The 22424-nt window shown below is 60.3% G+C and carries 15 protein-coding genes; 7 read left to right on the top strand and 8 right to left on the bottom strand.

Annotated features, from left to right (window positions below):
• Nucleotides 1-503 precede the first annotated feature (503 nt).
• The 4 genes from NN484_RS15890 to NN484_RS15875 all read right to left on the bottom strand — a co-directional run bounded on the left by NN484_RS15890 (nucleotide 504) and on the right by NN484_RS15875 (nucleotide 5500).
• Complete coding sequence (locus NN484_RS15890; RefSeq protein ID WP_425518813.1) at nucleotides 504-770, bottom strand: DUF6124 family protein; 267 nt, start codon at nucleotides 768-770, stop codon at nucleotides 504-506.
• 465 nt (nucleotides 771-1235) lie between these two features.
• Nucleotides 1236-3647: a glucose/quinate/shikimate family membrane-bound PQQ-dependent dehydrogenase gene (locus tag NN484_RS15885; RefSeq protein ID WP_274657460.1), complete on the bottom strand. Its 2412-nt coding sequence runs from the start codon at nucleotides 3645-3647 to the stop codon at nucleotides 1236-1238.
• A gap of 221 nt (nucleotides 3648-3868) precedes the next feature.
• Nucleotides 3869-5230: a carbohydrate porin gene (locus tag NN484_RS15880; protein ID WP_274657459.1), complete on the bottom strand. Its 1362-nt coding sequence runs from the start codon at nucleotides 5228-5230 to the stop codon at nucleotides 3869-3871.
• Nucleotides 5231-5233: 3 nt separating this feature from the next.
• Entirely contained in the window at nucleotides 5234-5500 is a 267-nt protein-coding gene (locus NN484_RS15875; RefSeq protein WP_215502303.1) for a hypothetical protein, read from the bottom strand.
• A 62-nt stretch (nucleotides 5501-5562) separates the two neighbouring features.
• Here NN484_RS15875 and NN484_RS15870 point away from each other — a divergent pair, with 62 nt between their 5' ends.
• Both NN484_RS15870 and NN484_RS15865 read left to right on the top strand, forming a co-directional pair.
• Nucleotides 5563-5793, top strand: a complete 231-nt coding sequence (locus NN484_RS15870) for a VF530 family protein (RefSeq protein WP_003227831.1) — start codon at nucleotides 5563-5565, stop codon at nucleotides 5791-5793.
• Between the two features lies 1 nt (nucleotide 5794).
• On the top strand, nucleotides 5795-6433 hold the full coding sequence (locus NN484_RS15865) for a Pr6Pr family membrane protein (RefSeq protein ID WP_127648242.1): 639 nt from the start codon (nucleotides 5795-5797) through the stop codon (nucleotides 6431-6433).
• Nucleotides 6434-6620: 187 nt separating this feature from the next.
• On the opposite strand, the gene NN484_RS15860 is transcribed toward NN484_RS15865, so the two are convergent.
• Both NN484_RS15860 and NN484_RS15855 read right to left on the bottom strand, forming a co-directional pair.
• Complete coding sequence (locus tag NN484_RS15860) at nucleotides 6621-7409, bottom strand: siderophore-interacting protein (protein ID WP_274657458.1); 789 nt, start codon at nucleotides 7407-7409, stop codon at nucleotides 6621-6623.
• Nucleotides 7406-7972 (bottom strand): PadR family transcriptional regulator, encoded by a 567-nt coding sequence (locus NN484_RS15855; protein ID WP_274657457.1) that lies wholly within the window; start codon nucleotides 7970-7972, stop codon nucleotides 7406-7408. The genes NN484_RS15860 and NN484_RS15855 overlap by 4 nt, the downstream gene beginning before the upstream one ends.
• A 516-nt stretch (nucleotides 7973-8488) precedes the next feature.
• On the opposite strand from NN484_RS15855, the gene NN484_RS15850 reads away from it, so the two are divergent.
• The 5 genes from NN484_RS15850 to NN484_RS15830 all read left to right on the top strand — a co-directional run bounded on the left by NN484_RS15850 (nucleotide 8489) and on the right by NN484_RS15830 (nucleotide 14207).
• Nucleotides 8489-8971 (top strand): CS1 type fimbrial major subunit, encoded by a 483-nt coding sequence (locus NN484_RS15850; protein ID WP_127648245.1) that lies wholly within the window; start codon nucleotides 8489-8491, stop codon nucleotides 8969-8971.
• 107 nt (nucleotides 8972-9078) lie between these two features.
• Nucleotides 9079-11601 (top strand): TcfC E-set like domain-containing protein, encoded by a 2523-nt coding sequence (locus NN484_RS15845; protein ID WP_127648246.1) that lies wholly within the window; start codon nucleotides 9079-9081, stop codon nucleotides 11599-11601.
• Between the two features lie 5 nt (nucleotides 11602-11606).
• Entirely contained in the window at nucleotides 11607-12869 is a 1263-nt protein-coding gene (locus tag NN484_RS15840; protein ID WP_274657456.1) for a hypothetical protein, read from the top strand.
• A 44-nt stretch (nucleotides 12870-12913) separates the two neighbouring features.
• Complete coding sequence (locus tag NN484_RS15835) at nucleotides 12914-13657, top strand: molecular chaperone (RefSeq protein ID WP_215502299.1); 744 nt, start codon at nucleotides 12914-12916, stop codon at nucleotides 13655-13657.
• Nucleotides 13658-13712: 55 nt separating this feature from the next.
• Nucleotides 13713-14207 (top strand): CS1 type fimbrial major subunit, encoded by a 495-nt coding sequence (locus tag NN484_RS15830; protein WP_127648249.1) that lies wholly within the window; start codon nucleotides 13713-13715, stop codon nucleotides 14205-14207.
• A gap of 86 nt (nucleotides 14208-14293) precedes the next feature.
• On the opposite strand, the gene NN484_RS15825 is transcribed toward NN484_RS15830, so the two are convergent.
• Both NN484_RS15825 and NN484_RS15820 read right to left on the bottom strand, forming a co-directional pair.
• Complete coding sequence (locus NN484_RS15825; RefSeq protein WP_274657455.1) at nucleotides 14294-18985, bottom strand: dermonecrotic toxin domain-containing protein; 4692 nt, start codon at nucleotides 18983-18985, stop codon at nucleotides 14294-14296.
• Nucleotides 18986-19138: 153 nt separating this feature from the next.
• Complete coding sequence (locus NN484_RS15820) at nucleotides 19139-22255, bottom strand: transglycosylase domain-containing protein (RefSeq protein ID WP_274657454.1); 3117 nt, start codon at nucleotides 22253-22255, stop codon at nucleotides 19139-19141.
• Between the last annotated feature and the right edge of the window lie 169 nt (nucleotides 22256-22424).

Here is a 22424-nt window from a genome sequence, read left to right as displayed (position 1 = left end):
GCGGCCTGCCAGCCGCCCCATCTCCAACTGACCACACCCAATCCCACTGTAGGAGTGAGCCTGCTCGCGAAGGCGGCCTGACAGCCGCCCCATCTCCAACTGAATGCACTCAATCCCATTGTAGGAGTGAGCCTGCTCGCGATGACGGCCTGCCAGCCGCCCCATCTCCAACTGAATGCACTCAATCCCACTGTAGGAGTGAGCCTGCTCGCGATGACGGCCTGCCAGCCGCCCCATCTCCAACTGACCACACCCAATCCCATTGTAGGAGTGAGCCTGCTCGCGAAGGCGGCCTGACAGCCGCCCCATCTCCAACTGAATGCACTCAATCCCATTGTAGGAGTGAGCCTGCTCGCGAAGGCGGCCTGCCAGCCGCCCCATCTCCAACTGAATGCACTCAATCCCACTGTAGGAGTGAGCCTGCTCGCGAAGGCGCAGTGTCAGTCACTATTAATGTTTGGATGCGCTAACGCTTTCGCGAGCAGGTTCGCTCCCACAAGGGTTCAGCTGTGTGCTGGGGATTGTGCGATTTCGACGTTATCCAGCACGCGATTCACCGTCAGCATGATGCTCGCCGAGGCCAGTGATTCGCAGGCGTGGACCAGCAGGCTCTCGTTGTCCATGCCTGGGGCGACCTGGAACAGGGCGCAGGGTTTCAGGTAATGGTCGAGGGCGCGTTCGGCGGCGTCGTGGAGTTTTCTCGAATCGAGGGATTCGTAGGGGGAGGTGTTGTCGGGTTCGGGGGGACGGGGTGTGGGTTTGATCGTGATGAATTCTCAGTTGGTGAAGTGGAGCTACCTTCGATTGCCGCGACGCAATCTGGGGTGGCAGCTGTACGCAGGTTCGCGGACCGATAACTGAGGAATCGGGATACCCTCCTGGGAAGGTATCCCGCGCACAGCCGCCATGAAACAACCAACAGGCACTGGCAGGTGCTGTCAGGCTGGCGATTATGCATCAGTTACCAGGCCGCGACGCCCAGTCGCTGAATTTCCAGCGACCCTATGAGCCTATCCAGCTGACTTGCGAGGCACAACCGACGCGACTTGTCGGAAATATCCGCAAAATCACCTCTGTCTGTAGGAGCTGCCGAAGGCTGCGATCTTTTGACGTTGCCCTTTCAAAATCACAGCCAGATCAAAAGATCGCAGCCTTCGGCAGCTCCTACACAGATCAAAAGCAAAAAAGGCGATGCCCCTCACGGAGCATCGCCTTTCCTTTACCGCCGTTAAAACTTATTCCGGCAGTTTGTACGCAATCACGTAGTCACCCATCTTGGTGCCCAGCGAACCGTGACCGCCAACAACGAGCAGCACGTATTGCTTGCCGTCCTTGCCGGTGTAGGTCATTGGAGTCGCTTGGCCGCCGGCCGGCAGACGCGATTTCCACAGTTCTTTACCGGTGTTCACGTCGTAGGCGCGCAGGTACTGGTCGAGGGTGCCGCTCAGGAAGCCGACGCCGCCTGCAGTGACCATCGAGCCGCCCATGCTTGGCACGCCCAGGGTGAAGCCGATCGGGATTGGCGAGCTGTCGCGGCTGGTGCCGTTTTTGCGTTTCCACACGACTTTGCCGGTGGTCAGGTCGATACCGGCGACGTAGCCCCAGGCCGGGGCCTGGCACGGTACGCCGAATGGCGACATGAACGGGTGCATGATCACCGCGTATGGCGCGCCAGTGTTTGGTTGCACGCCAGCGGTTTCGCTTTCGCGTTTGCTGCCGGCGGCCACTTCGGCACGTGGCACCATTTTCGACACGAAGGCCATGTAGTTCGGGCTGGTGAACAGCATCTGGCGAACCGGGTCGACCGAGACGCCGCCCCAGTTGAACACACCGACGTTACCCGGGTAGATCAGGCTGCCTTGCTCCGACGGAGGCGTGTACTGACCTTCGTAGCGCAGTTCCTTGAACTGGATGCGGCACAGCATCTGGTCGAACGGGCTCGCGCCCCACATGGCTTTTTCGGTCAGTTCCGGGGCCAGCAGGTTGAGGTCCGAACGGGCCTGGGTCGGTGCGGTGTGGTCGCCTTTCACGGCGCCTTGCGGTACCGGGATTTCCTTGATCGGAATGATCGGCGTGCCGTCACGACGGTCGAGGACGTACAGGCTGCCCTGTTTGGTCGGGGCGATCAGCGCAGGTTTCACGCCGTCGGCGGTTTTCATGTCGAGCAGGGTTGGCTGGCTGCCAACGTCCATGTCCCACAGGTCGTGGTGGGTGAACTGGTAGTTCCAGCGCACTTTACCGGTGGCCAGGTCCAGAGCAACGATGCCGGCGCTGAATTTCTCGGCGCCCGGGGTGCGGTCAGCGCCCCACTGGTCTGGGGTCTGGTTGCCCAGTGGCAGGAAGACCATGCCGAGTTTTTCGTCGACGCTGGCCAGCGACCACATGTTGGCCGAGTTGCGGCTGTAGGTTTCACCCGGAGCCAATGGCTCGGTGGCGTCCGGCTTGTTGCTGTCCCAGTTCCAGACGAGGTGGCCGTCGCGCACGTCGAAGGCGCGGATCACGCCCGATGGCTCGTTGGTCGATTCGTTGTCGGTCACGTGACCGCCCATGATCACCAGATCACGGGTAATCGCCGCCGGCGAGGTGGAGTAGTAACCACCGGCAGTGAACGGGCCGATGCCTTGGGTCAGGTCGACCACGCCGTTTTTGCCGAAGCCTTCGCAGATCTTGCCGGTGTCGGCGTTCAGCGCGATCAGGCGGGCATCTGCAGTTGGCAGGTACAAGCGACGCGGGCAGGCCTGAGCGACGGCTTTGCCGGCTTCGGAGATGACGGCGGAAGCGGCGTTTTCGGACTTGGCGTAAGCGGCTTCGTCGTAGTACGACACGCCACGGCAGGTCATGTGGGCGAAGCCCTTGAAGCCCACCGGGCTCTTGATCTGCGGGTCGAAGCGCCACAGTTCTTTGCCGGTGTCCGGGTCCAGAGCCAGCACTTTGCTGTGCGCGGTGCAGGCATAGATCATGCCGTTGGCTTTGAGCGGGGTGTTTTCGTTGGTCAGCTCCACCGGGTCATCGGCAGTCGGCAGGTCGCCGGTCTGGATGCGCCAGGCTTCTTGCAGCTTGCCGACGTTGGCCGGAGTGATTTGCTTGAGCGGCGAGTAGCGGTCACCGAACTCGGTGCGGCCATAGGCCTGCCAGTCGCCTTCAGGCATTTGCGGCGCGGTGCTGGTCATGTCCGCGGTGTCGCGGCCCAGTTCGCCGAAGGTTTCGCCCGGGTGGGTGAACAGGCTGGCCAAAGCGGTCACGCCGGCCAGAACCACGGCCACGCTCAGACCACCAGTGCCCATTGGCGCCGGGCCTGTGAGCAGCAATGGACGACGGAACCACGGCAGCAACATCACGATGCCGAGGACGAACCACAGGGCCAGACGCGGCACCAGTTGCCACCAGTCCAGACCGACTTCCCACAGGGCCCAGACCGTGCTGGCGAACAGCACGATGGCATACAGGCCCAGCGCTGCACGACGACGCAGCAGCAACAGAATGCCGGTCAGCGCAATGCCGATACCGGCCAGCAGGTAGTACAGCGAGCCGCCGAGCATGCTCAGCTTGACTCCCCCGGCCAGCATGGCCAGGCCCATCAGTAGAAGCAGAATGCCGAGCAGGCTCGGTAACAGACGGCCCCGACTCGAAGCACTTTCGGTGCTCATAGTGTGATTCTCCGTGACGTTTCAAGTAGTCCCGCGCAGTAGTCACTGTAGATGACGATTGGGCGCAGGCATGGTTCAGATAAAACTTGTGTAGCTAACGAATTTCATTCGTTGTAGGAGTGAGCCTGCTCGCGATAGCGGTGTTTCAGTCACTGGAGATGTCGCCTGGAACACCGCTATCGCGAGCAGGCTCACTCCTACAATGGATTTGCGTAAATCGTTTAGAACGACGACTGGATCTTGATCCCCGCGATCAGTGCGTCATCAACCTTGTCCACGCCGCCCGGATGGCGGATGTATTGCAGGTTCGGGCGCACGGTCAGCCAGTTGGCGAGGTGCACGCCGTAATAGAGTTCGGCGCTGTATTCGGTGTCCTGCGGTGGCAGGAAGGACGGATCGTCATAGTCGTAGACGGCGTGCGCCTGATTGCTCGCCTCGGCGTTTTTACGCAAGGCCGGGTTGACGTGCACGCGGGCCAGGGCGAAACCGATGTCGTCCTTGGCGCGGGCATCGAACGGGCCTTTGTAGACGACACCGGCCTGCACGTAGTTGTCGATCGCGTTGGTTTTCTTGTCGTGCATGGTGGCGTTGGCAAACACACTCAAGCCGCGCGAGTGGTCGCTGGCGATGCTGGTGACTTGCTGTTGGGCACCGAACCACACGCCGTGTTTGCTCGACGCGCTGCGGTAGGCTTCGCCGCTCAGTGCGGCAGGCTGGCCGTTCTGGTCTTTATAGACGTCAGAGGCCTTGGCGCTGCTGTAGTAGTAACCGGCACGGTATTCGCCCGGCAGACCATTGAGCTTCGGCGTCCACACCAGTTCGACTGGCAACACGGCGCCCTGGGTGCCGCTGCCGCTGAGTTTGAAGCCGTTGCCGCGATCAAGGTTCGACGGGTTCTGCTCGTAAGCGCCAACCTGGGCGTACAGCTCTGGCGTCAGGTGATATTTGACCCGCAGCGCCCACTGGCTGACCGGCCAGTTGTACCAGATGCCGCCGACCCAGTTACCGACCTGCGAGCCGCAGAATGCCAGGTTCTGGAAGTCACACGGGAAGCTGTTGAAGTCTTCGCCTTCGCCGAAACGGCCGACCTTGATGTCGAGTTTCTGGTCGAAGAATTTCTGCTGATACCACATCTGCGTCAAGCGCGTGGTCTGGCCACGGCCCCAGACTTCCTGCGCCGAGGTGAAGCCGCCAACGCGCGGATCGTTGATCCGGTCGTTGCTGATGTTGTTGCCGCTGCGCTTGGTGATGGTCAGTTGAAACTCGGCATCGTCCCAGCCAAGGATCTTTTGCAGGTCCAGGTGCGTGCCCAGACCGAACTGGTCGCTGTAGCGCGCGGTGCGATCGTGGTCGTAGCCGCCGTGCAGGTTGCTGCCCATTTCGCCGGTGTAATCGAGTTTGAAGTCGTAGCCTTTTTCCGAGAGTTCTGTGCGCGTGCCGTTCCAGTCACCGAGCATGTACGGTGACTCACTGTCGAACGCGGGGGCTGCTTGGGCACAGGTGACAAGGCCGAGGGTGGTGCAGCCACCAATCAGGCACAGGGCTGAGATAGCGCTGTCTCGGGAGAAGGAAAAATCAGGCATGGGTCAGTCTTTTTTTGGTGTTTTCTGGGGGTAAACCGAGCGCTTCAATTTGACGCAGGCAGTGAAGCGATTCAGCCGAAGGGCGGCAGGATAATGATCTGTAACAAAAAGACAAAGCGGTTTTGTGGACATGCAGCTTTTCGCAATCTGTAACAGTGCCAAAAGATCGCAGCCTGCGGCAGCTCCTGCAGGGGATCGCGCTCCAATGCAGGCGCTGCGCAACGCTGCGATCTTTTGCTCTTGACCTACATTTGAAGGAACCACTTCCACCTCAGCCCCCCCTCGGCTAAGGTGCGCGGCTTCTGCATTTTCACTTCGCCCAAAGGCCTGGCATGAACGACCACACTCCCGATCCGCTGCATGGCGTAACCCTCGAACAGATCCTCAATGCGCTGGTGGCGCATTACGAGTGGTCGGGGTTGGCCGAGCGCATCGATATCCGCTGCTTCAAGAGCGATCCGAGCATCAAGTCGAGCCTGACGTTCCTGCGCAAAACCCCATGGGCGCGGGAAAAGGTCGAGCGCTTGTACGTGAAACTGATGCGCACCAAGCGACCGCTCTGAGATGGACGCCGTTTTGCGGCGACGCGTGATCATGCTCATCGCCAGCCTCGGCTGGGCCGGGCTGAGCATTCAGCTGTACCTGATTTTCCTTGCGCGGCTGAGTGTCGACGCCAGCCTGCTGGGTGGGCTGGTGAGTTTCTTCAGTTACTTCACCGTACTGACCAATACCCTGGTGGCGACCGTACTGACGTGCGCGGTCACCCGCCGCGAGTCCGCTGCGCAGCGCTGGTTTCTGCAGCCGTGGGTCAGCAGTGGGGTGGCGGTGAGCATCGCGCTGGTCGGCCTGGCCTACAGCCTTTTGCTGCGGCATTTATGGCACCCCGAGGGCTGGCAGTTTGTGGCTGACGAATTGCTGCACGACGTGATGCCGTTGCTGTTTCTTGGCTATTGGTGGTGCTGCGTGCCCAAAGGCACATTGCGCCTGTGGCACCTGCCGGTGTGGCTGATTTACCCGCTGGTGTATTTCATTTACGCGTTGCTGCGCGGGCATCAGCTCGGCGCGTATGCGTACCCGTTCATTGATGTGGCGCTGCTCGGTTATGCACAGGTGTTCATCAATGCCGGGGGGATATTGCTGGGGTTTGTGCTGATCGGATTGCTGGTGATTGGCCTCGATCGCTGGCGCGGCCTTCGATCCTGAGATCAAGAAACATCCTGTGGCGAGGGAGCTTGCTCCCGCTGGGCTGCGAAGCAGCCCCAAATGCTGCAATCACATTGCATCAGGTAAATCGCAAGTACAGGTTTTGCGACTGCTGCGCAGCCGAGCGGGAGCAAGCTCCCTCGCCACAATTGAGTTCACTCCTCAAGTTGAGGGTGAGTAGCAAAAATCACTCCTCTTCAGAAGTACCTTCGGCCCGCCAGTAGCCCACAGCTTTGATGAGCTGTTCGTCCAGCCCATGCTCATCAATCAGTACCCGGCGGATCTGCCGCGAAACCTTGGTCTCCGTCGCCACCCAGGCATACAGATTGCCCTTGGGCACCTGCAACTGTTTGACGGTGGTCAACAGGTTGTCCTTGCCGCCTTCACGCAGCACCCAGATCACATTGACCTGCGCTGCACTCTCCAGCACCTGTTGCTCGCCACCGTTCTCCACTTCGATCACCACCAGCGCCTTGCGATTGGCCGCCAGGCCTTCGAGACGACGGGCGATGGCGGGCAGGGCGGTTTCGTCGCCGATCAGCAGGTAGCTGTCGAAGATGTCCGGCACGATCATCGAACCGCGCGGCCCACCGATGTGCAGAAACTGCCCGGGTTGGGCCTGCTCGGCCCAGGTCGAGGCGGGGCCGTCGCCATGCAGAACGAAGTCGATGTCCAGTTCGAGTTTTTCCAGATCGTATCGGCGCGGTGTGTAGTCGCGCATCGCGGGCATCGGCACCTCGCTTTTGCCGACGCCGAGCACCAGGGTTTCCAGCGCGGCGGCCTGTTCGGCGTTCTGCGGGAACAGCAACTTGACGTGATCGTCCGTGCCCAGGCTGATGAACCCGGCCAGCTCCGGCCCGCCGAGGGTGATGCGGCGCATGCGCGGGGTCAGGTCGACCACACGCAATACCTCTAACTTGCGGCGTTTGATTTCGTGCATCACGCGGTGAATGGTTTGGGTCTCGACTGCAGTCATTCGGCTTTCTCCGGGGCAGATTGAACGGCGGGGCCGTCGACGATGGCTTTGGCGGTGTCGTTGAGCAGGTCACGCACGCGCAGGACTTCTTCGGCGCTCCAGCGCCCGTGGTGCAGTTGCAAGGCGTGGCGCAGGTTGTGCACCGCTTCGTGGATTTCCGGCGGCCGATCATGGCCGCGCAACGAGCGCTTGCTGACGTCGATGCGCATGCGCACGCCGTCCAGCGCGACGGCTTGCTCGCTTAAAGACAAACGACCGGCGTCGGTCACGCTGTAGCGTTTTTTGCCGGCGTCGGCGTCACCGCTGATCAAGTCGCTTTCTTCCAGAAAGGTCAGGGTCGGGTAGATCACGCCGGGGCTGGGGCTGTAGGCGCCGTCGAACATGCCTTCGATCTGGCGGATCAGGTCGTAGCCGTGGCACGGCTGTTCGGCGATCAGTGCCAACAGCAGTAATTTCAGGTCGCCGGGGGCAAATACCCGTGGGCCGCGACCGCCGCGTTCGCGTCCCGGGCGGCGCTCGAAGCCGTCGCCGTGATCACGGTGGGGGGAATGATGGTCTCTCATTGTTCCTTCTCTCTGTCGTGTTTAGATACAACTTAAGATATATCTTTACGAATGAGCAAGGGCTTCTGACGGATGGTCGCTTGGCGCCGGCGACGAAAGCGGACCGACGAATGGAGGCTATTGATCAAAAAAATGGGGTTTTCAATGGCCTGGCAAACGCGCAGATTAGTGCTAACTCTCTAAAGTAAGGTTTCGCTCTTTATTGACGGGAAGTGTGGTCCATGTCTGACGGAAGTTGCCGTGTTAGTTGTGGCCTGCTCGGCCAGTTGATTGGCGTGCTGTAGTCTGGCTCTTACAGTCGCTCAGATAAATTTCTAAATAATGCGGTTTTTTCACTCTGAGGTGATGTCCTTCGGGCTACACCCCTGTGGGAAGTTTCCGGCTTACTTCGAAGCGCATTTGCTTGATCATCTTTCGGCATTAAAACTTTCGCTGGAACAAAACGTTTGATGACGTTTTGCTTTCGCGAAACTTTTAATACTTAGCCTTCTTATTTAAAAAAACAGGTACTGAAAGATGTTCAAGAAAATCGCATTTGCTGCTCCGCTGGCTGTTCTGGCTCTGAGTTCCTCGATGGCGTTCGCGGCCACTGAAGCCAGGCACTCCATCAATATCGTTGCTCATGTGCCAGCCGATGATTTCTATGCAGTGCCAGTCGATTCGGACCTGGTCAACAAGGATCAGGACATGAGCTTCGACCCTGCCACCAACGCCATGCGTGAAGTCAACGGCCACTTCGATGTGCTGCACACCGCCGGCAAGGTGAACGCGCGTCTGGAAGGCGTGCCCAAGCTGATCGCCGGCAGCAGCACCATCGACCTGAAGGTGGAGCTCAATGGCAAGGAACTCACCGCCACTTCTCAGGAAGTCGTCGGTAAGGACGAGTCCAACACCCGCTACCGCGCCCCGTTCAAAATCTCGGCCAAAGGCGTGACCGGCAAACCTGCTGCCGGCGACTTTACCGGTGTGGTCATGCTGGTGGTCGAACCTTCCGTCTAAGTATCACTGCGACGAGAAAACGCTGACTTTTTAAAAGTGGCGTAATCGGTCGGCAAACTTTGTGGTTTGTCGGCCGAGCTTCGAATTATTGAAAAAGAGTACTTTCCATGTTCCCGATGACGCCCATCGCGACAGCGCTTGCGCTGCTGTTATGTAGCAGTGCATTTGCGGCGCCCATGTCCGTTGATAATACGCCGCGAAGTTTGTTGGCACAGGCCAAAGGTTTGCCGGCGGAGTTCGAAGAACATTTCTTCGATGTGCCGTTGGCAGTTCGGGTGGAACTTGATCAACAACCACTGGGCGAAGCCATGATTGTCTTGTCGCGCGATGACCGGGTGACTTTGCTCGAATTCACCGACACCAGCGACAGCCGCTTCAGCGTCAGTGAGCGCGAGACCTGGGCCGAGATTCTCAAACCGGGGGTGGCGCTGGGCAGTTGTAACGGGCAATGCCCGGAGCAGATGCTCGCGGTGCACTACAACCTGGAAAACTCGTTGCTGTCGATCGTCACCGCCAATGCCGAGCGCGACAGTGAAGCCAAGCGTTACTACGACCAGCCCGAAGGCGGCAGCAGTGGCCTGATGGTGCGTCATCAACTCAACCTCAACGGTGGCCAGGATCAGGACCTGGGCGGCCGTTTCGGTCTGGAGGCCAGTGCCAGCCTGGGGAGCTGGAGCCAGAGCTTCAACATGCAACTGGCACGGCTCGGTGGGCCCGACGACAAGACTTATCACGCCGTGCATGAGCTCTATACCCAACGCGAGCTACAGGGCAGTTTTTTCCGCCTGGGCTATTTCACCCCCAATTCCGAAGGTCTGACGCGTCAGCCGCGCTCATTCGGCACCAGCCCCGACACCGCCGTCGGCGTGATGTATGGCAGCTCCGACAGCCTGGCCATCGACAATCCGACACCCAGCGTGTACCCGGTGTATGTCACGGCCAACCGCCAGGGTTCGGTGGAGATCTACCGCGATGGCCTGCTGATCAATACGCAAGCGGTGCCCGCCGGCCTGCAGACCCTCGATACCCGCCCGTTACCCGGCGGTATCTACGAAGTGGAAGTGCGGCTGATCGAAGACGGCCAGATCACCTCGACTACCCAGGAGCTGATCTACAAGCCCAATAACTGGCGCAACCATGATGAGCGCTGGCGCTACAACCTGTTTGCCGGGCAGGAAAGCAAACTGCTGAGCAATTGGGACCAGCAAAGCAACGGCAGCGCCACCGCAGGCGCCTCGGTCAACTACCTGCTGCACCCCCGCGTGATACTCGGACTGTCGGCACGTCAGGTGCAGGACACGCTGCAATACGGCAGTTCCATCGACTGGACACTGGGCAACAGCATCAGCCTCTACGCCAACCTGTACCAGACGCAGGACCACGGCACGGGTGCCGACCTGCAAGGTTTGTACAGCTACAGCGCCGGCAGTGTGGTGATCAGCCACAACCGCAGCTGGCTCGACACCACCAATACTTACGACACCCTGCCCGACGGCACGCGGGTACGACAACGCAATGTGTTCACCGGCGAAACCAGTAATTCATCGTTGGGCTTGAGTCACCGGATCAGCCGCCAGAGTTCGCTCAATGCGCGGGTTTCCCACAGTGAAGGCAACGTCGAAGGCGTCGGTGTCGACCTCGGTTGGACGCAACGCACCCAATTGTTTGGCAGCGACGGCAGTTGGCGCCTGTCACTGTTCGATCGTCCCGGCAGCTACAGCAGTGGCGATGCGCGCAATCGCGGCGTCGACCTGAGTCTCAATCTGGCGCTCGGCAGTCCCGGGCAGCAGCTTTCCGGCAGCATCGGCAGCCGCACCGCCCGAGACGGCAGCCGCGACAACAATGGCTCACTCGGCTACCGCAAAGACCTGCAGGACCACGTTTTGCAGAGCGTGTCGGTGACGGCGCTCACCGACACTTATGGCGTCGGTCTGTCGAGCCTGGCGAACTTTCGCACCGACGCTATCAACGGCGATGGTTTTGTTCAGCGTTCGTCGTTCAACAACAAATTCACCGGCGGCCTGAACCTCGACAGCACGCTGGTGGTCGGTGGCCAGCGCCTGGCCTTGACCAGTCAGCATCAGGGACGCGGTGCCGGGATGATCGTCGATGTCGAGTCCGATATCGACGGCATCGCCTTGCGCGCCGACGACCTCAGCGGTGGCAGCGCCGCCCTGCGCCCCGGACGCAATTTCATACCGCTGACGGCCTACAAGAGCAGCTCGGTGAGCTTCGACTTCGAAGGCAATCACGTGCCGGCGGCGAGCATCGAACCGGCACGTACCCGCTATCACCTGAACAAGGGAGGGGTGGAGTACCGCAAGGTGCGCGTAATGAAAACCCTGACCGTCCTCGGGCGCTTGCTCGACCCGCAGGGGCGACCGCTCAAGGGGCACCACGTGATCAACCACGCCAGCCGTGGGGTCAGCGAGGTCGATGGCTTCTTCTCCATGGAAATGAAAACCGCCTCGCCGACGCTTGAGGTGCGTTATGCCGACCAGTTGCTGTGCCAGTTCCGTCTGGATGTCGACAAACACCGCAGCGAAAACAACGTGTTGATGATCGGCGATTTGCGTTGCACGCCGGATACGTTGGCGAGTGCTGCTCACAAGGACGCTACGGCGAGCTGACTGACATGAAAATATTGACCAGACCAGGAAAAAAACTCAGTCGTGCGATGCTGATGGCAGTGTTGTATGGAGTGAGTTCATTACCGACGAATGCAGCGGTGTTGAATATTGACGCTACGTTTTCACCGGACTCGGCGGCTCCCCATAAAAATGAATTCGTGAATAAGACCCCGTCTCAGGGTTTCTGTCTTCAGGTGCCATGGGCTTGTGAGGCGGAAGGTCTATTCAGTTTGATTGTGCCGATTTCATTTACGGCCAACGCACCAATCCGCGCCAATCATGCCGATCCTCGGCAAGGCGGGATGGCCAAAGTCCCGTCAAACTGGCGGCCTGTGCGCGTTGTTCACTCCTCTGGAGAGAGCCAGACAGTCGAGGTCCGGATTGCGGGAATCGGACATGAGTCGCTGCTACCGGTGTCGGTCGTCGACTTGACCGGGGTGTCGGGAGGACCCGGATGGGACCGGCTTTGGAGGGGCGGATCCTGGATGTATGCCCCACCACCGTGCCAGGGAGTCGGGTGGTCGACCGTGGGAAATTTTGGTTTCAATAGTTTCTGGAAAGTGCCCGTTGGAGCGGGGGTATGCTCAAAGCAATCTTTATTCGAGATACCACGGTCCTTTCGATACCAGTACCTCGTCATCGGTTATCAATTGAGAACGCCGAATCCGTTGGCGATGAAAAGTGGGTCTTACAACGGATCGATTACCTTTGACGTCGGGCCGAATCAGGATTTCGACATGGGTGATGTCATGCGGCCCGATGATTCTGCATTGACCCTGAATTTCAACCTCGAAGTTCAACACACCCTCAAGGTCGACATCCCGCCCGGTGGTGAAAAGTTCGAGCTGGTGCCTGCCGGTGGCTGGCAGGGCTGGTTACAGGCCGGACGCAAACCGGTGCGGCTGTTTCGCGACCAGACCTTTCAGATTTCCGCGTCATCGCGTTTCAAGATGTACATCGAATGCAAGCGATGGACGACGCTCGATTGCGTGATCGAGGACGCCGCAGGCCGGCGAGCGGTCGAGTTGCAGGTCAGCGTCAGCCTGCCCAATGGCTTGACCGATCTGGCCGGGCAACCGGTCAAGCACCGGCGTCTGCAGACCGGAGCCAATAACGCGCAAATATTCAAGCCCGGCTTTTACGTCGATAGAGCCCCCGGCGTCCTGCACTTCGAAGTCCCGAAAGACGAAGTGGACTGGATGCTGAGCGCCAGCGTAGCGAGCCCTTATTCCGGCTCCGTCACGGTGATCTGGGACTCGGAAATCTGATGGGCCGCGCAAGTGTTGTGTTCAATGACTAGAGGTACAAGGGTATGAGACGGCTGGGATTAATGGTGGGATTGAGCGTGTGTTCTCTGGCGATTCAGGCCGGGCCGCAGATCAATGTCGGAACGGTTTACGACTATCTGGACGCGGACAAAAGCACCTATCTCAAGCGGGTATTCAACAGCGGCGACAGCACGGCCTTCGTCAAGGTCAACATCCTCGAGATCATTTACGACGCCGATGGCAGTCATCGTGAGGTGCCGGTCAAGGTACAGGCCAATGACACCGGCCGTGATGGCTTGATGGCCAGCCCGGCAAGATTGATCGTGCCGGCCAAGGGCATGCAGGGCACGCGCCTGCTGCTGATGGGCAACCGCGACACCGAACGCTATTTCCGCGTGCGCTTCATACCGGTGGTGCCGGAAAAGGAAGACGAGTTTGCCGTCTCTGGCGAAGAACGTGAGGCCTACAAGGAAACGTTGACGGCGGGGGTCAACGTCATGACCGGGTTCGGCACGGTGTTTTTCGTGCGCCCGACCAACGCACGTTTCGACAGTGTGGTCGAGGACAGCGCCGGCACTTACCGGTTGCGCAACAACGGCAACACCGTGGTGGTGATCGATGAGTTTCGCAACTGCTCATTGAAGAAGGAAACCGAGTGCGAGCCGACCACCAAGCATCACGTGCTGGCCGGTAAAACCTTCGAGTTCGACAAGCAGCCTGGCCGTGAATACCGCTTCAAACTGATCGAAGGCTCGGCCAAAAAGACGCTGCGCATCGCCAGTCAGTAACGCCATCGCGAGCGTCTGGCGGGCCGGATATTTTTAACGCAACAGGTAACCCGACATGATCAAGCAATCACCCATTGCCCTGTGGATCGGCGTGATGGCGCTGATGAGTGCCCCGGTATTTGCGGCGAGGGAGGAACGCACCTTCGAAGTGTCGGTGGATATTCCGACCCTCGGCTTCTATGTGATTCCCGCCGAATCGAACTGGATTCACCTGCAACAAAGCTTGCCGTGGAACATCAGCAACTCGACGCTGGGCGGACTGCGCAAGAACTTCGATGTCAGGCACGACACCAGTGCACTCCAGGCCCGGCTGGATTCACAGCCCTACCTGTCCAACGGGCTGGACGGCCAGGAGATCTACCTGCGCGTCAGTTTCAACGGGCGGGAGCTGAGCCACGATCCGCAACCGCGGGAAGTGGTGAGCGCCGCACAAGCCATGGCCGGTGGACGCTTCCCCCTGGAGATACAGCCGAAGGTTCCGGCCGGGGGCTACAGGCCGGGTACTTACTACGGCAGTGTCAACCTGATTTTCAGCGCGGCCGCACCCTGACCCTGTCGCTGGCAGCGGTCAGGCAAATGGCTGCAACGAACCGCCAGCCTGACGATGATCATCAGGCTGTCGGTCCGTTTACGATTTTACTGGCCGGCGCGCCTCAAGGCTTCGCGGGTCAATTGTCGCGACAGTTGCTTTTCATCGTCGACCAGATCAATCACCACTCGCTCGTAGATCGCGTTGCTGAGGGGTTGATCAGCCAAAACGACGGTGTCCGGCAGGGTCAGGTCATGGGCGAGTTCGCGCAGCTGGCTGCGTAATTGGATGCGATACACCCCTGATGTCGTGGTGTCCAGCCATTCGCGTTGTTTGATACGTAACGTTTCCAGCTTCTCGGACAGATTCAGATAATGCTGTTTATTGGCGGCCAGGCGAACCGGGTAGCGCTGCTCCAGATGAGTTTGCCAGAACGCCTGTTCAAGCATTTGGTCCACCAGGCCATCACCTTCGCCAAGGGCCAGCACCGTGTCGTAAGCCTGGTCGATCATCGCGTCGGTGACACCTGACACCCGACGATAGAGCATGCTTTCCGATTGCCAGGGCAGGTTCAGGCGCCTGGCCAGTCCGGTCTGGTAAGCCAGGTAGACTTCGACGACGTCGGGATCGCCGTCACGGCTGGCGACATCCGCCCGGGCAACTTCGTTCACATGTTTGAGCCGCGCCGCACCTTTGGCGAGTGTCACCAGTTGGCGCTCCAGCGCCTTCGCGTCGAGGGTGTAGGCGTAGGCCTCGGAGACAAGCACGTTGATGCCCATCTGGTTGAACAACTGGGCTCCGGCATCGGCGCAATCCGTCGGCGCCACGGCCATGACGAACAGTTTTTCGCGCAACGCGGTGTCGTGGTGCACGGCGTCAAGCATGCGCCAGACCCGTTGCATCAGTTGCTCGCGGGCCGCGCCGCCGGCCCGGTAGTCGGCGAAGTCACGCACACCGAGCAGGGTGGCCATGAACGGCTGCGCGGCAGGTTCATCCACCAGTTCCGACCACGGGGTTTCCCGGTCGACGCCCCAGCCCGGTACGTCGCCCCAAGAGTCGGCGCCGTAGGTCGAGACGATAGAGGTGTTTCTGGCCGGATCGACGGGCATGATCGGTTCGGGTGGCAACATCATTGCGCGGCGATGGGCCTGGTAGCGTATCTGATTGAGCTCCGACAATGCGGCGACATCCAGCCGGGTGCGGGCCACCAGCCATTGCGCATCGGAGCCTTCCACCACCTCGGGTAATTGCGTGAGCGGGTTGCCCCGCAGGTCGAGCAGAAACCCCCGGGGCCTGGTTTTGGCCAGAATCCCTTCGGGCCATGCGCTGAGGCCGGTATTTTTCAACGCGACCACTTTGAGTCGGGGCATGCGCGACAGGTCGGGCGACAGGTCCAGCGGGTTGTCGTCCATTTTCAGCACTTCAAGGTAGGTCAGGCTGCGCAGTCGTTCGACGGCTGCGGCGTCCAGAACGATGTGGTTGTTGCTCAGGCGCAGGCGTTCGAGGCGGCGCAGGGTGGTGCCGAGGCGAGCGGGCAACGCCGTCAGCTCACAATATTTGGCGCTGAGTTCCACCAGGTTCGGGAAGTCCTTGAGCAGACTGTTTTCGTCGATGGAAAAACGTGTGTTGTCGAGATTGAGTACCGTGACTCTGTCGAGGAACTTCTTCAACGCCGGACGCTTGGCCCACCAGGTTTCCAGGTTGATGGAAAGCAGTTCACGGGAAAGGTCCAGTGCATAGAACGATGGATCGGCGCGGTTGCCCAGCTCCTGATTTTCGCGTTCGAAACAGGCCAGCAAGCGTTCGAAGAGATGGTCCCCGCCGCCGTCGAGGAAGGCGTAGAGGCGCCTTCCCACGTGATTCGTTTGCACATTGCGCCAGTGCTGGAGAATGCCGCGTAATTCAGCCAACTCGTTTTCATGGGTTTCGATGGCTTTGAGGGGTTCACCCTGTTCGGTCAGGGCATCGGCGAAGGTATCGATTTCGCGTTGATTGAAATGCGGATACAGGTCGCCGATACGTTCGTGCAAGGTGGCGCCTTCGCGGCTCAAGGCGCCGCCGCGCAGCAACAGCTGTATATCGTGCTGGACAACCGGCCGTACGGGAGACTCGGCCAGCACGCTGCGCCGTACGCTGGGGGGTGTGGTTTTGGCGATGATCCATTGTTTGAACTGCCCGACCTCACCGGTTCGATAACCCAGCACGCTACGCCCCTGGTGTTCTGCCGCATAGAGAACGGCATCATACAAACCGCAGGCCTGGTGAACCGGCTGGTCATCGCCATCGCGCACCTGATAACGATCGTCGGCGATGCGCACCAGCACTCGATGCCGCTCGGCCGACTCGGGACCGGCCGTGCAGCGCAGCTCTCCATCGAAGGTGCCCTCGCGGATGTCGATACGCAGTGTGCCAAAGGTGTCGCTGTGACGTCGCAAAGTGCCGAGGAGCAGGCGTTCGCTATCGATGTTGCTCAACGCTTCATGGTGTAAGCCCTGAACGGCCCTGACCGATTGCATCTCGAACTGCAGCTCGCGGGCGGTGGTCTTCAAGCGCAACGGTATTGTGCGGCGCTCGGTGATTTGTTGCAGCTCCAGCGGCCGGGCCTGTGCAATGACGCGCTCGGCGAGGACCGTGCTCAATTGCGGGCAGTCGACCAGCAGTTGATCCACTTCGGGCGCATTGGCGGTGGCCGCTTCGGTCGGTGCGGGATGGCTGCCCAGACGCTCCAGCGTGTCGATCAGCAGGGGCGGGGGCGGCGCATTTTCCACGTGCATGCGTCGCAGCACGTCTTCGTCGGTGCCGGTCAGCAGGCGCACCTGCTCCAGTTGCCTGTCCGTGAAGCCATCGGTGGCATGGCCGATCCGGCGCATCAATTGCGACCCCTGCCACTGGCGCGGATTTTCCGTTTCGCAGACCCAGGCACCACGGGTGTTGTGCTTGAGCGTTGGCGAGTAAGCCTCGGGACGTTTCGGGTGGCGGATCCGGTGTTCATCGGTCACCGGGTGCTTGTCCACTTCAAACACCTGCTCATCGACACGCAGCAGGCGTTTTTCGCCTTGCAGATGCAAGCCTTGGGCATCGGCTCGGCTTTGCGGCGTCAGCGCCGATTCCGGCTGGCGATAAGGGCTCAGGTCAGGGTTCCACAGGCGTGTCTGGCCATCGGCCAATTGCACCGGCTTCAAGCCTTCGAAGAACGGCGAGAGTTTGCCCAGCGCGACGTTGCCCACCGCCGTACCCGCCGCAAACACGCCCAACTGCACCACATTCTCCAGCACGCCGATCAGTTGTTCCCCGGCTTCGGCCAGTCGGCCCTCGGCAAGGTCGACGATGCCTTCGATCACCTCGTCTGTCAGTTGATAGGCGGTGTAGGCCAGCATCAAGGTGCCCAGTCCGGGCACGAACGGCACGGCCACCAGCAACGCAAGATTGAGCATGTCCGAGAGCATTTTTTCCAGGTTGTCCCACCAGGCCCAACGCGCCATGCGGTCGGCGTATTCGGTGGAAATGGCGATTTCCCGAGCATCGTTGAGGATCTTGTTCAGTTTCTGCTGATAGAAATATTTCCACAGATCCCCGGTGAAGCGGGTCTCGCGATCGTCCTGAATCTTCGACAGGCGAAATTGCAGATTGGGGTTATCCACCGGCGTTTCACGCCAGGTCGGCATGCTGGAGCCCGCTGGCACCGGCTGCCACTTCACCTTGCTGAGTCGCTCATTGAGCCGGGCAAAAAAATAACCGCGTTGTTGATGGGGGACGAACTGGCTGAAGAACTGCTGATAGGACGCCGACGATTGTGTGTCGCGCAGTTGCCGGGACAACTCGTTCATGAACGCCAGCGACGTCGGGTACTGCTTGAGCGGGTGCTCCGGGTCATGGGGGATGTAGGCCATCACCGGAACGGGCTGGTTAGCGGAGATGAGTTCGGGGGCAATCAGGATGATGCCCGTCAGCGTTGTGTCCATCATGCTCAGGTTGTGATAACGGACGGCCCGCCCCTGCCACAGCACCTTCGCACGGTCTTCGATCATCCCCTGAATCACATCGAACCCGCGCTGATCGATGTCCTTTTTCATCAGGGCCATGCGCGCGGCGGCGCGCAATGTCTGCTTCTGACTCTCGATGACCTTGATGCGCAGGTAATTGCTGGCCACACGGTTCTTCGACAGCACGAACTCGTGCAGGTGGCGCTGGTAACTGGCGCCGATATTCAGCTCGCGGCACAACGCCTGGAACTGCTTGATGCTGAGCCTGGCCTTGAGCGGCTTGACCTCGAAATGCCCGCGAGCGTCGGGGCGGGTGATGAACTCGGAGTCGGCACTGAAGGTTTCGTCACTGGAAAAATTGTGCAGGGCGGCCTCCAGCAGGGACACCGTGCGGCTGCGTTTGCCTGAGGCAAAATCATGGGCCCACCATGAGGTGTTGGCCGGCATGTACAGCCGCAACCAGGTCTGTTCGACGTCATCCTCGATACCGAAGCGCTCCTTCAAGGCCTTTTGCAGCAAGGGTTTGGCAAACCCCTGGATATCCTGCAGTTCGCTCAGGGCCTGGTCGACATCGCTCTGGGCGCTCCAGGCTTTTTGTACCTCATCCTTCAGTTGGGCGTGGGCGCTCGCGGCAGCCTGGCGGTGCCAGTCGGGCAGGGTCAGCTTGACGCCCTTCAAGGCGTTGACCCGTGACGGCGAGGTTTTCAGCAACCAGGCCGGCAGGGCTTTTTTGATGAACGCGTAATGGACACTTTGATTGGCCGGAGCAGAAGGCGTCTGCACTGACTGACCCGGTGTCAGAGGGGAATTGGGCATGGTCTGATCGTCCGTTGATTCAGAATGGAGCGACCAGACTAGGTAAGCGCCTTGCCCGAAAAAAGCTCAAAAACCCGTTAGAAACGCTGCCGCTTCACGCGGTGAAACACCCATATTTCAAGGGTGAAAAATACAGGAGTACCACCCGTTTTTTTACAACTGTGCCGTCACCGTCTCCGCGGGTTGGCACAGCGTGTGGGTGCCCGGTTGCAGGTACGGCGACAGGATTGGCGCCATGCCCTTGAGCACCTGCACCGGCAGTGCAGAAGTGAACTTGAAGTTCTCTGCCGACCGCCCCGGGACGAACGCGGTGAGCGTGCCGAAATGGTTGTTGCCGATGTAGAACACAAAGGTCGCGGTACGGTTGATCGACTTGGAACTGAGGATGCGTCCGCCGGAGCCGATCGCTTCAATGCGGTTGTCACCGGTACCGGTCTTGCCGCCCATGACCAACGACGTGCCGTCGGCGGTTTTGAAACTGCCGGACACCCGTTTCGCGGTACCGGAGTCGACCACTTGCGAAAGGGCTTCGCGCATGGCCGTGGCGACCTGCGAAGGCATGACCCGTTTGCCGACATGTGGGTCGTTGGTCAGGCGCGTTTCATACGGTGTGCCCGCAGCGAAGTGCAGGCTGTCGATGCGCAGAGTCGGCATGCGCACGCCGTCGTTGAGGATGGTGCCGATCAGCTCGGCCAGTGCCGCAGGTCGGTCGCCGGAGCTGCCGATGGCGGTGGCCAGTGATGGCACCAGGTGATCGAACGGGTAGCCGACTTTCTGCCAGCGCTGGTGAATCTCCAGGAACGCTTCGATCTCGAGCATGGTGCGGATGCGGCTGTCGCGGGCGCCCTTGTGTTTGCTCTTGAACAGCCAGCTGTAGACTTCCTGGCGCTCGAACTGGCTGGCCTTGACGATCTGAGTGAAGGTGGCGTCCGGGTTGTGCAGCAGGTAGCCCATCAGCCACAGGTCCAGCGGGTGAACCTTGGCGATGAAGCCTTGGTCTGGCAAATCGTAGGTGCCCGGGCCGTAGGCGTCGTACAGCCGAATCAGACGGTCGTTAGTGAGTTTTTCGGTGAGTTTGGTGCCTTTGAGGTGCGCGCGCACGAAGCTGTTGAAGTCTTCCTGGCTGGCGTTGGGCAGCAGATAACGGTGCACGGCAGCCATGCGGATCGGGGTCGGGCGCATGCTGTCGAGGAAGGTGTCGAGACGCGCCTGGGTGTCCTTGTTCTTGTACTTCTTCCAGAACTTGAGCAGGAACGAGGTGCCCTCGCGGTCGGCGAACGAGGCCAGGTATTCCTGACGCCGCGGGTCACGGTCGTCCTTGAGCAACTCGGCGCTGCTGTTGGGGCCGGAGTAGGTGACGTAGCGCACCACATCGCGCATCAGGCGAATGAACGGCAGGTTGATCGACTCACGCAGGGCATCGCGCAGGGTCGGCATGCGGCCGTTGTCTTCCTTGCGAAAGTTGTGGAACACGTGCAGGCCGCCACCGGTGAAAAACGCCTCGCCGGGGCTGGCGGAGTATTTGCGGTCGAGCGCGGCGCCGAGCATTTTCGACAGGTCGTGATCCTTGTTCTGGATCAGGTAGTCGATCACCCATTGGCTCAAGCGGTCCTGATCCGGCACCTCGACTTTCTTCAGCTCCGGCACCGTCATGGCGCCGTACTTGTCGTGCAGCTCGGCGATGATCTGCAGGTAGGTGGTCAGCACGCGCATCTTCGCCGTCGAACCGAGTTCCAGCTTGCTGCCCTCGTTGATGTCGAACGGCTGGTCGGTGCTGTCGGTCTGCACGCGCACCCGCGAACCGTCCGGGGTCAGCTCGAACAGGGTGAAGCTGTAGCGCACCTGGGTGGTGCTGGTCGGGGTAAGCAGGCGTTCGCCGATCAGGCCGATCTGCCCGGCAAACGCAGGGTCGGCGAGTTTTTTCAGGTACTCGGTGGCCTGGGTTTGCAGATCGCCCTGCAAGGTACTGGTGGCCGACAGGTCGAGGCGGTCGAGGTCGTACAGCGGCCGATTGAGCATGCTCGCCAGACGGCTGCGGGCGACGCTGATGCCCTTGTTGGTTTCGATTGGCTGAATCGTTGGCTGGGTCTGCCAGTCGCGGTAGGTGACCTTGCTCGCCAGCGCGGCATCGGCCAGCGCGCTGTCGATCACGCCGTTCTGCTTGAGCAGGCGCAAGTGGCTGTCGGTGAGGTCGGCGAGTTCTTCGCGGCCCTTGGTCAGGTAATGCGAAGGGCGGCGCTGGGCGATCATCAGCGAGAGCATCTCGCGCAGGGCGAGACCTTTGTCGGCCATGGTTTTCGGGTCGGTGGCCGGGCTGTTCAGCTGTTCATTGGCCTGGTTGAAATCACTGCCGTACCAGACCCGCAAACCTTCGGCCATGCCATGCACTTCACCATGGCCCGGCACCGCGGAAAGCGGCACGCTGTTGAGGTAGTCGCGGATGATGTTCTGTCGGGCGCCGAGGGTTTCCGGCCCGGGCTGATAAGCGCGCACGCTGGCGGAAATCATCTGGCGGATCTTCTCGGCGCCGGACACCGTCAGGCCATCAGGTGAGTGCCGGTACTTCTCCAGTTGCGTCGCCAGCGTACTGCCGCCGGCCGACTGCCCCGGCAGGTGCAGCAACTTCGCCACTTGCGACCACGCGGCCATGCCGAAGCGCGGCCAGTCCACCGCCGGGTTGGCCAGCGGTTGCTTGGGGTCGAGCAGAAAACGGTTTTCGATGAACAGCAGGCTGCTGACTACCACCGGCGGAATCGCCGCGAAACTCGAATACAGTTGCTGCGGGTACTTGTACTGATACACCGGCGCGGCGCGGCAATCGGTGATCGACAGCCCGGCCTGGATTTTTTCCGAGTAGGGCACGAACAGGCCCTTGTCGGTGTAGCTGAGCAACGCCGGGGAAAAACGGGCTTGCTCGGTGATCACGTAATCGCGCTTGAGCAGGCGCGGCAGGAATTCATCGAGGGAGCTGTACCCCAGGCGCAAATCGAACGGCCCGTTGCCCGGATAGCGGATCGCTTCACTGGGGCCGGGTTCAAGCTGATATTTGAGCGAGGCGGCGTATTGGCTCAGCTCACGGGACTGGAAGCGCGAGGTGCGCATTTCCTTGCTCGCGGCCAGTCCCACCACGATGGCGATAATCAGCAGCAATAACCAGAACGCCTTCCAGCCATGCCGGTTGCGGCGTTTTTTGGGGGGAATAGGCACTTCATCCACACGTTCAGTCGGAACCACGGCTTTACTCGAATCGGTTTGCCACAAAGCGCCCATAGTCGATTGATCCATTCACGCAGATTGATCGGACTTGACTGAAGCTTAGACGGTGGTTGGGGATGGGGAAAAAAATGTGTGGGGGCAATCGTCTGGACAAAACTGAAGTCGATGACAGTTTTGTGAGGGGTTATTTGTGGTGAGGAGCTTGCTGGAATGCCGCATCACC

The organism is Pseudomonas serboccidentalis (assembly GCF_028830055.1).
GTDB lineage: Bacteria > Pseudomonadota > Gammaproteobacteria > Pseudomonadales > Pseudomonadaceae > Aquipseudomonas > Aquipseudomonas serboccidentalis.
The sequence above is the reverse complement of the archived record's forward strand: the minus strand, read 5'-3'. Positions and strand labels throughout refer to the sequence as shown.

Bases quoted from the DNA above. Each gene is read 5' to 3' on its own strand.
- NN484_RS15885 (WP_274657460.1), bottom strand. From the start codon at position 3,647: ATGAGCACCGAAAGTGCTTCGAGTCGGGGCCGTCTGTTACCGAGCCTG.
- NN484_RS15880 (WP_274657459.1), bottom strand. From the start codon at position 5,230: ATGCCTGATTTTTCCTTCTCCCGAGACAGCGCTATCTCAGCCCTGTGC.
- NN484_RS15870 (WP_003227831.1), top strand. From the start codon at position 5,563: ATGAACGACCACACTCCCGATCCGCTGCATGGCGTAACCCTCGAACAG.
- NN484_RS15865 (WP_127648242.1), top strand. From the start codon at position 5,795: ATGGACGCCGTTTTGCGGCGACGCGTGATCATGCTCATCGCCAGCCTC.
- NN484_RS15860 (WP_274657458.1), bottom strand. From the start codon at position 7,409: ATGACTGCAGTCGAGACCCAAACCATTCACCGCGTGATGCACGAAATC.
- NN484_RS15855 (WP_274657457.1), bottom strand. From the start codon at position 7,972: ATGAGAGACCATCATTCCCCCCACCGTGATCACGGCGACGGCTTCGAG.
- NN484_RS15850 (WP_127648245.1), top strand. From the start codon at position 8,489: ATGTTCAAGAAAATCGCATTTGCTGCTCCGCTGGCTGTTCTGGCTCTG.
- NN484_RS15845 (WP_127648246.1), top strand. From the start codon at position 9,079: ATGTTCCCGATGACGCCCATCGCGACAGCGCTTGCGCTGCTGTTATGT.
- NN484_RS15840 (WP_274657456.1), top strand. From the start codon at position 11,607: ATGAAAATATTGACCAGACCAGGAAAAAAACTCAGTCGTGCGATGCTG.
- NN484_RS15835 (WP_215502299.1), top strand. From the start codon at position 12,914: ATGAGACGGCTGGGATTAATGGTGGGATTGAGCGTGTGTTCTCTGGCG.
- NN484_RS15830 (WP_127648249.1), top strand. From the start codon at position 13,713: ATGATCAAGCAATCACCCATTGCCCTGTGGATCGGCGTGATGGCGCTG.
- NN484_RS15825 (WP_274657455.1), bottom strand. From the start codon at position 18,985: ATGCCCAATTCCCCTCTGACACCGGGTCAGTCAGTGCAGACGCCTTCT.
- NN484_RS15820 (WP_274657454.1), bottom strand. From the start codon at position 22,255: ATGGGCGCTTTGTGGCAAACCGATTCGAGTAAAGCCGTGGTTCCGACT.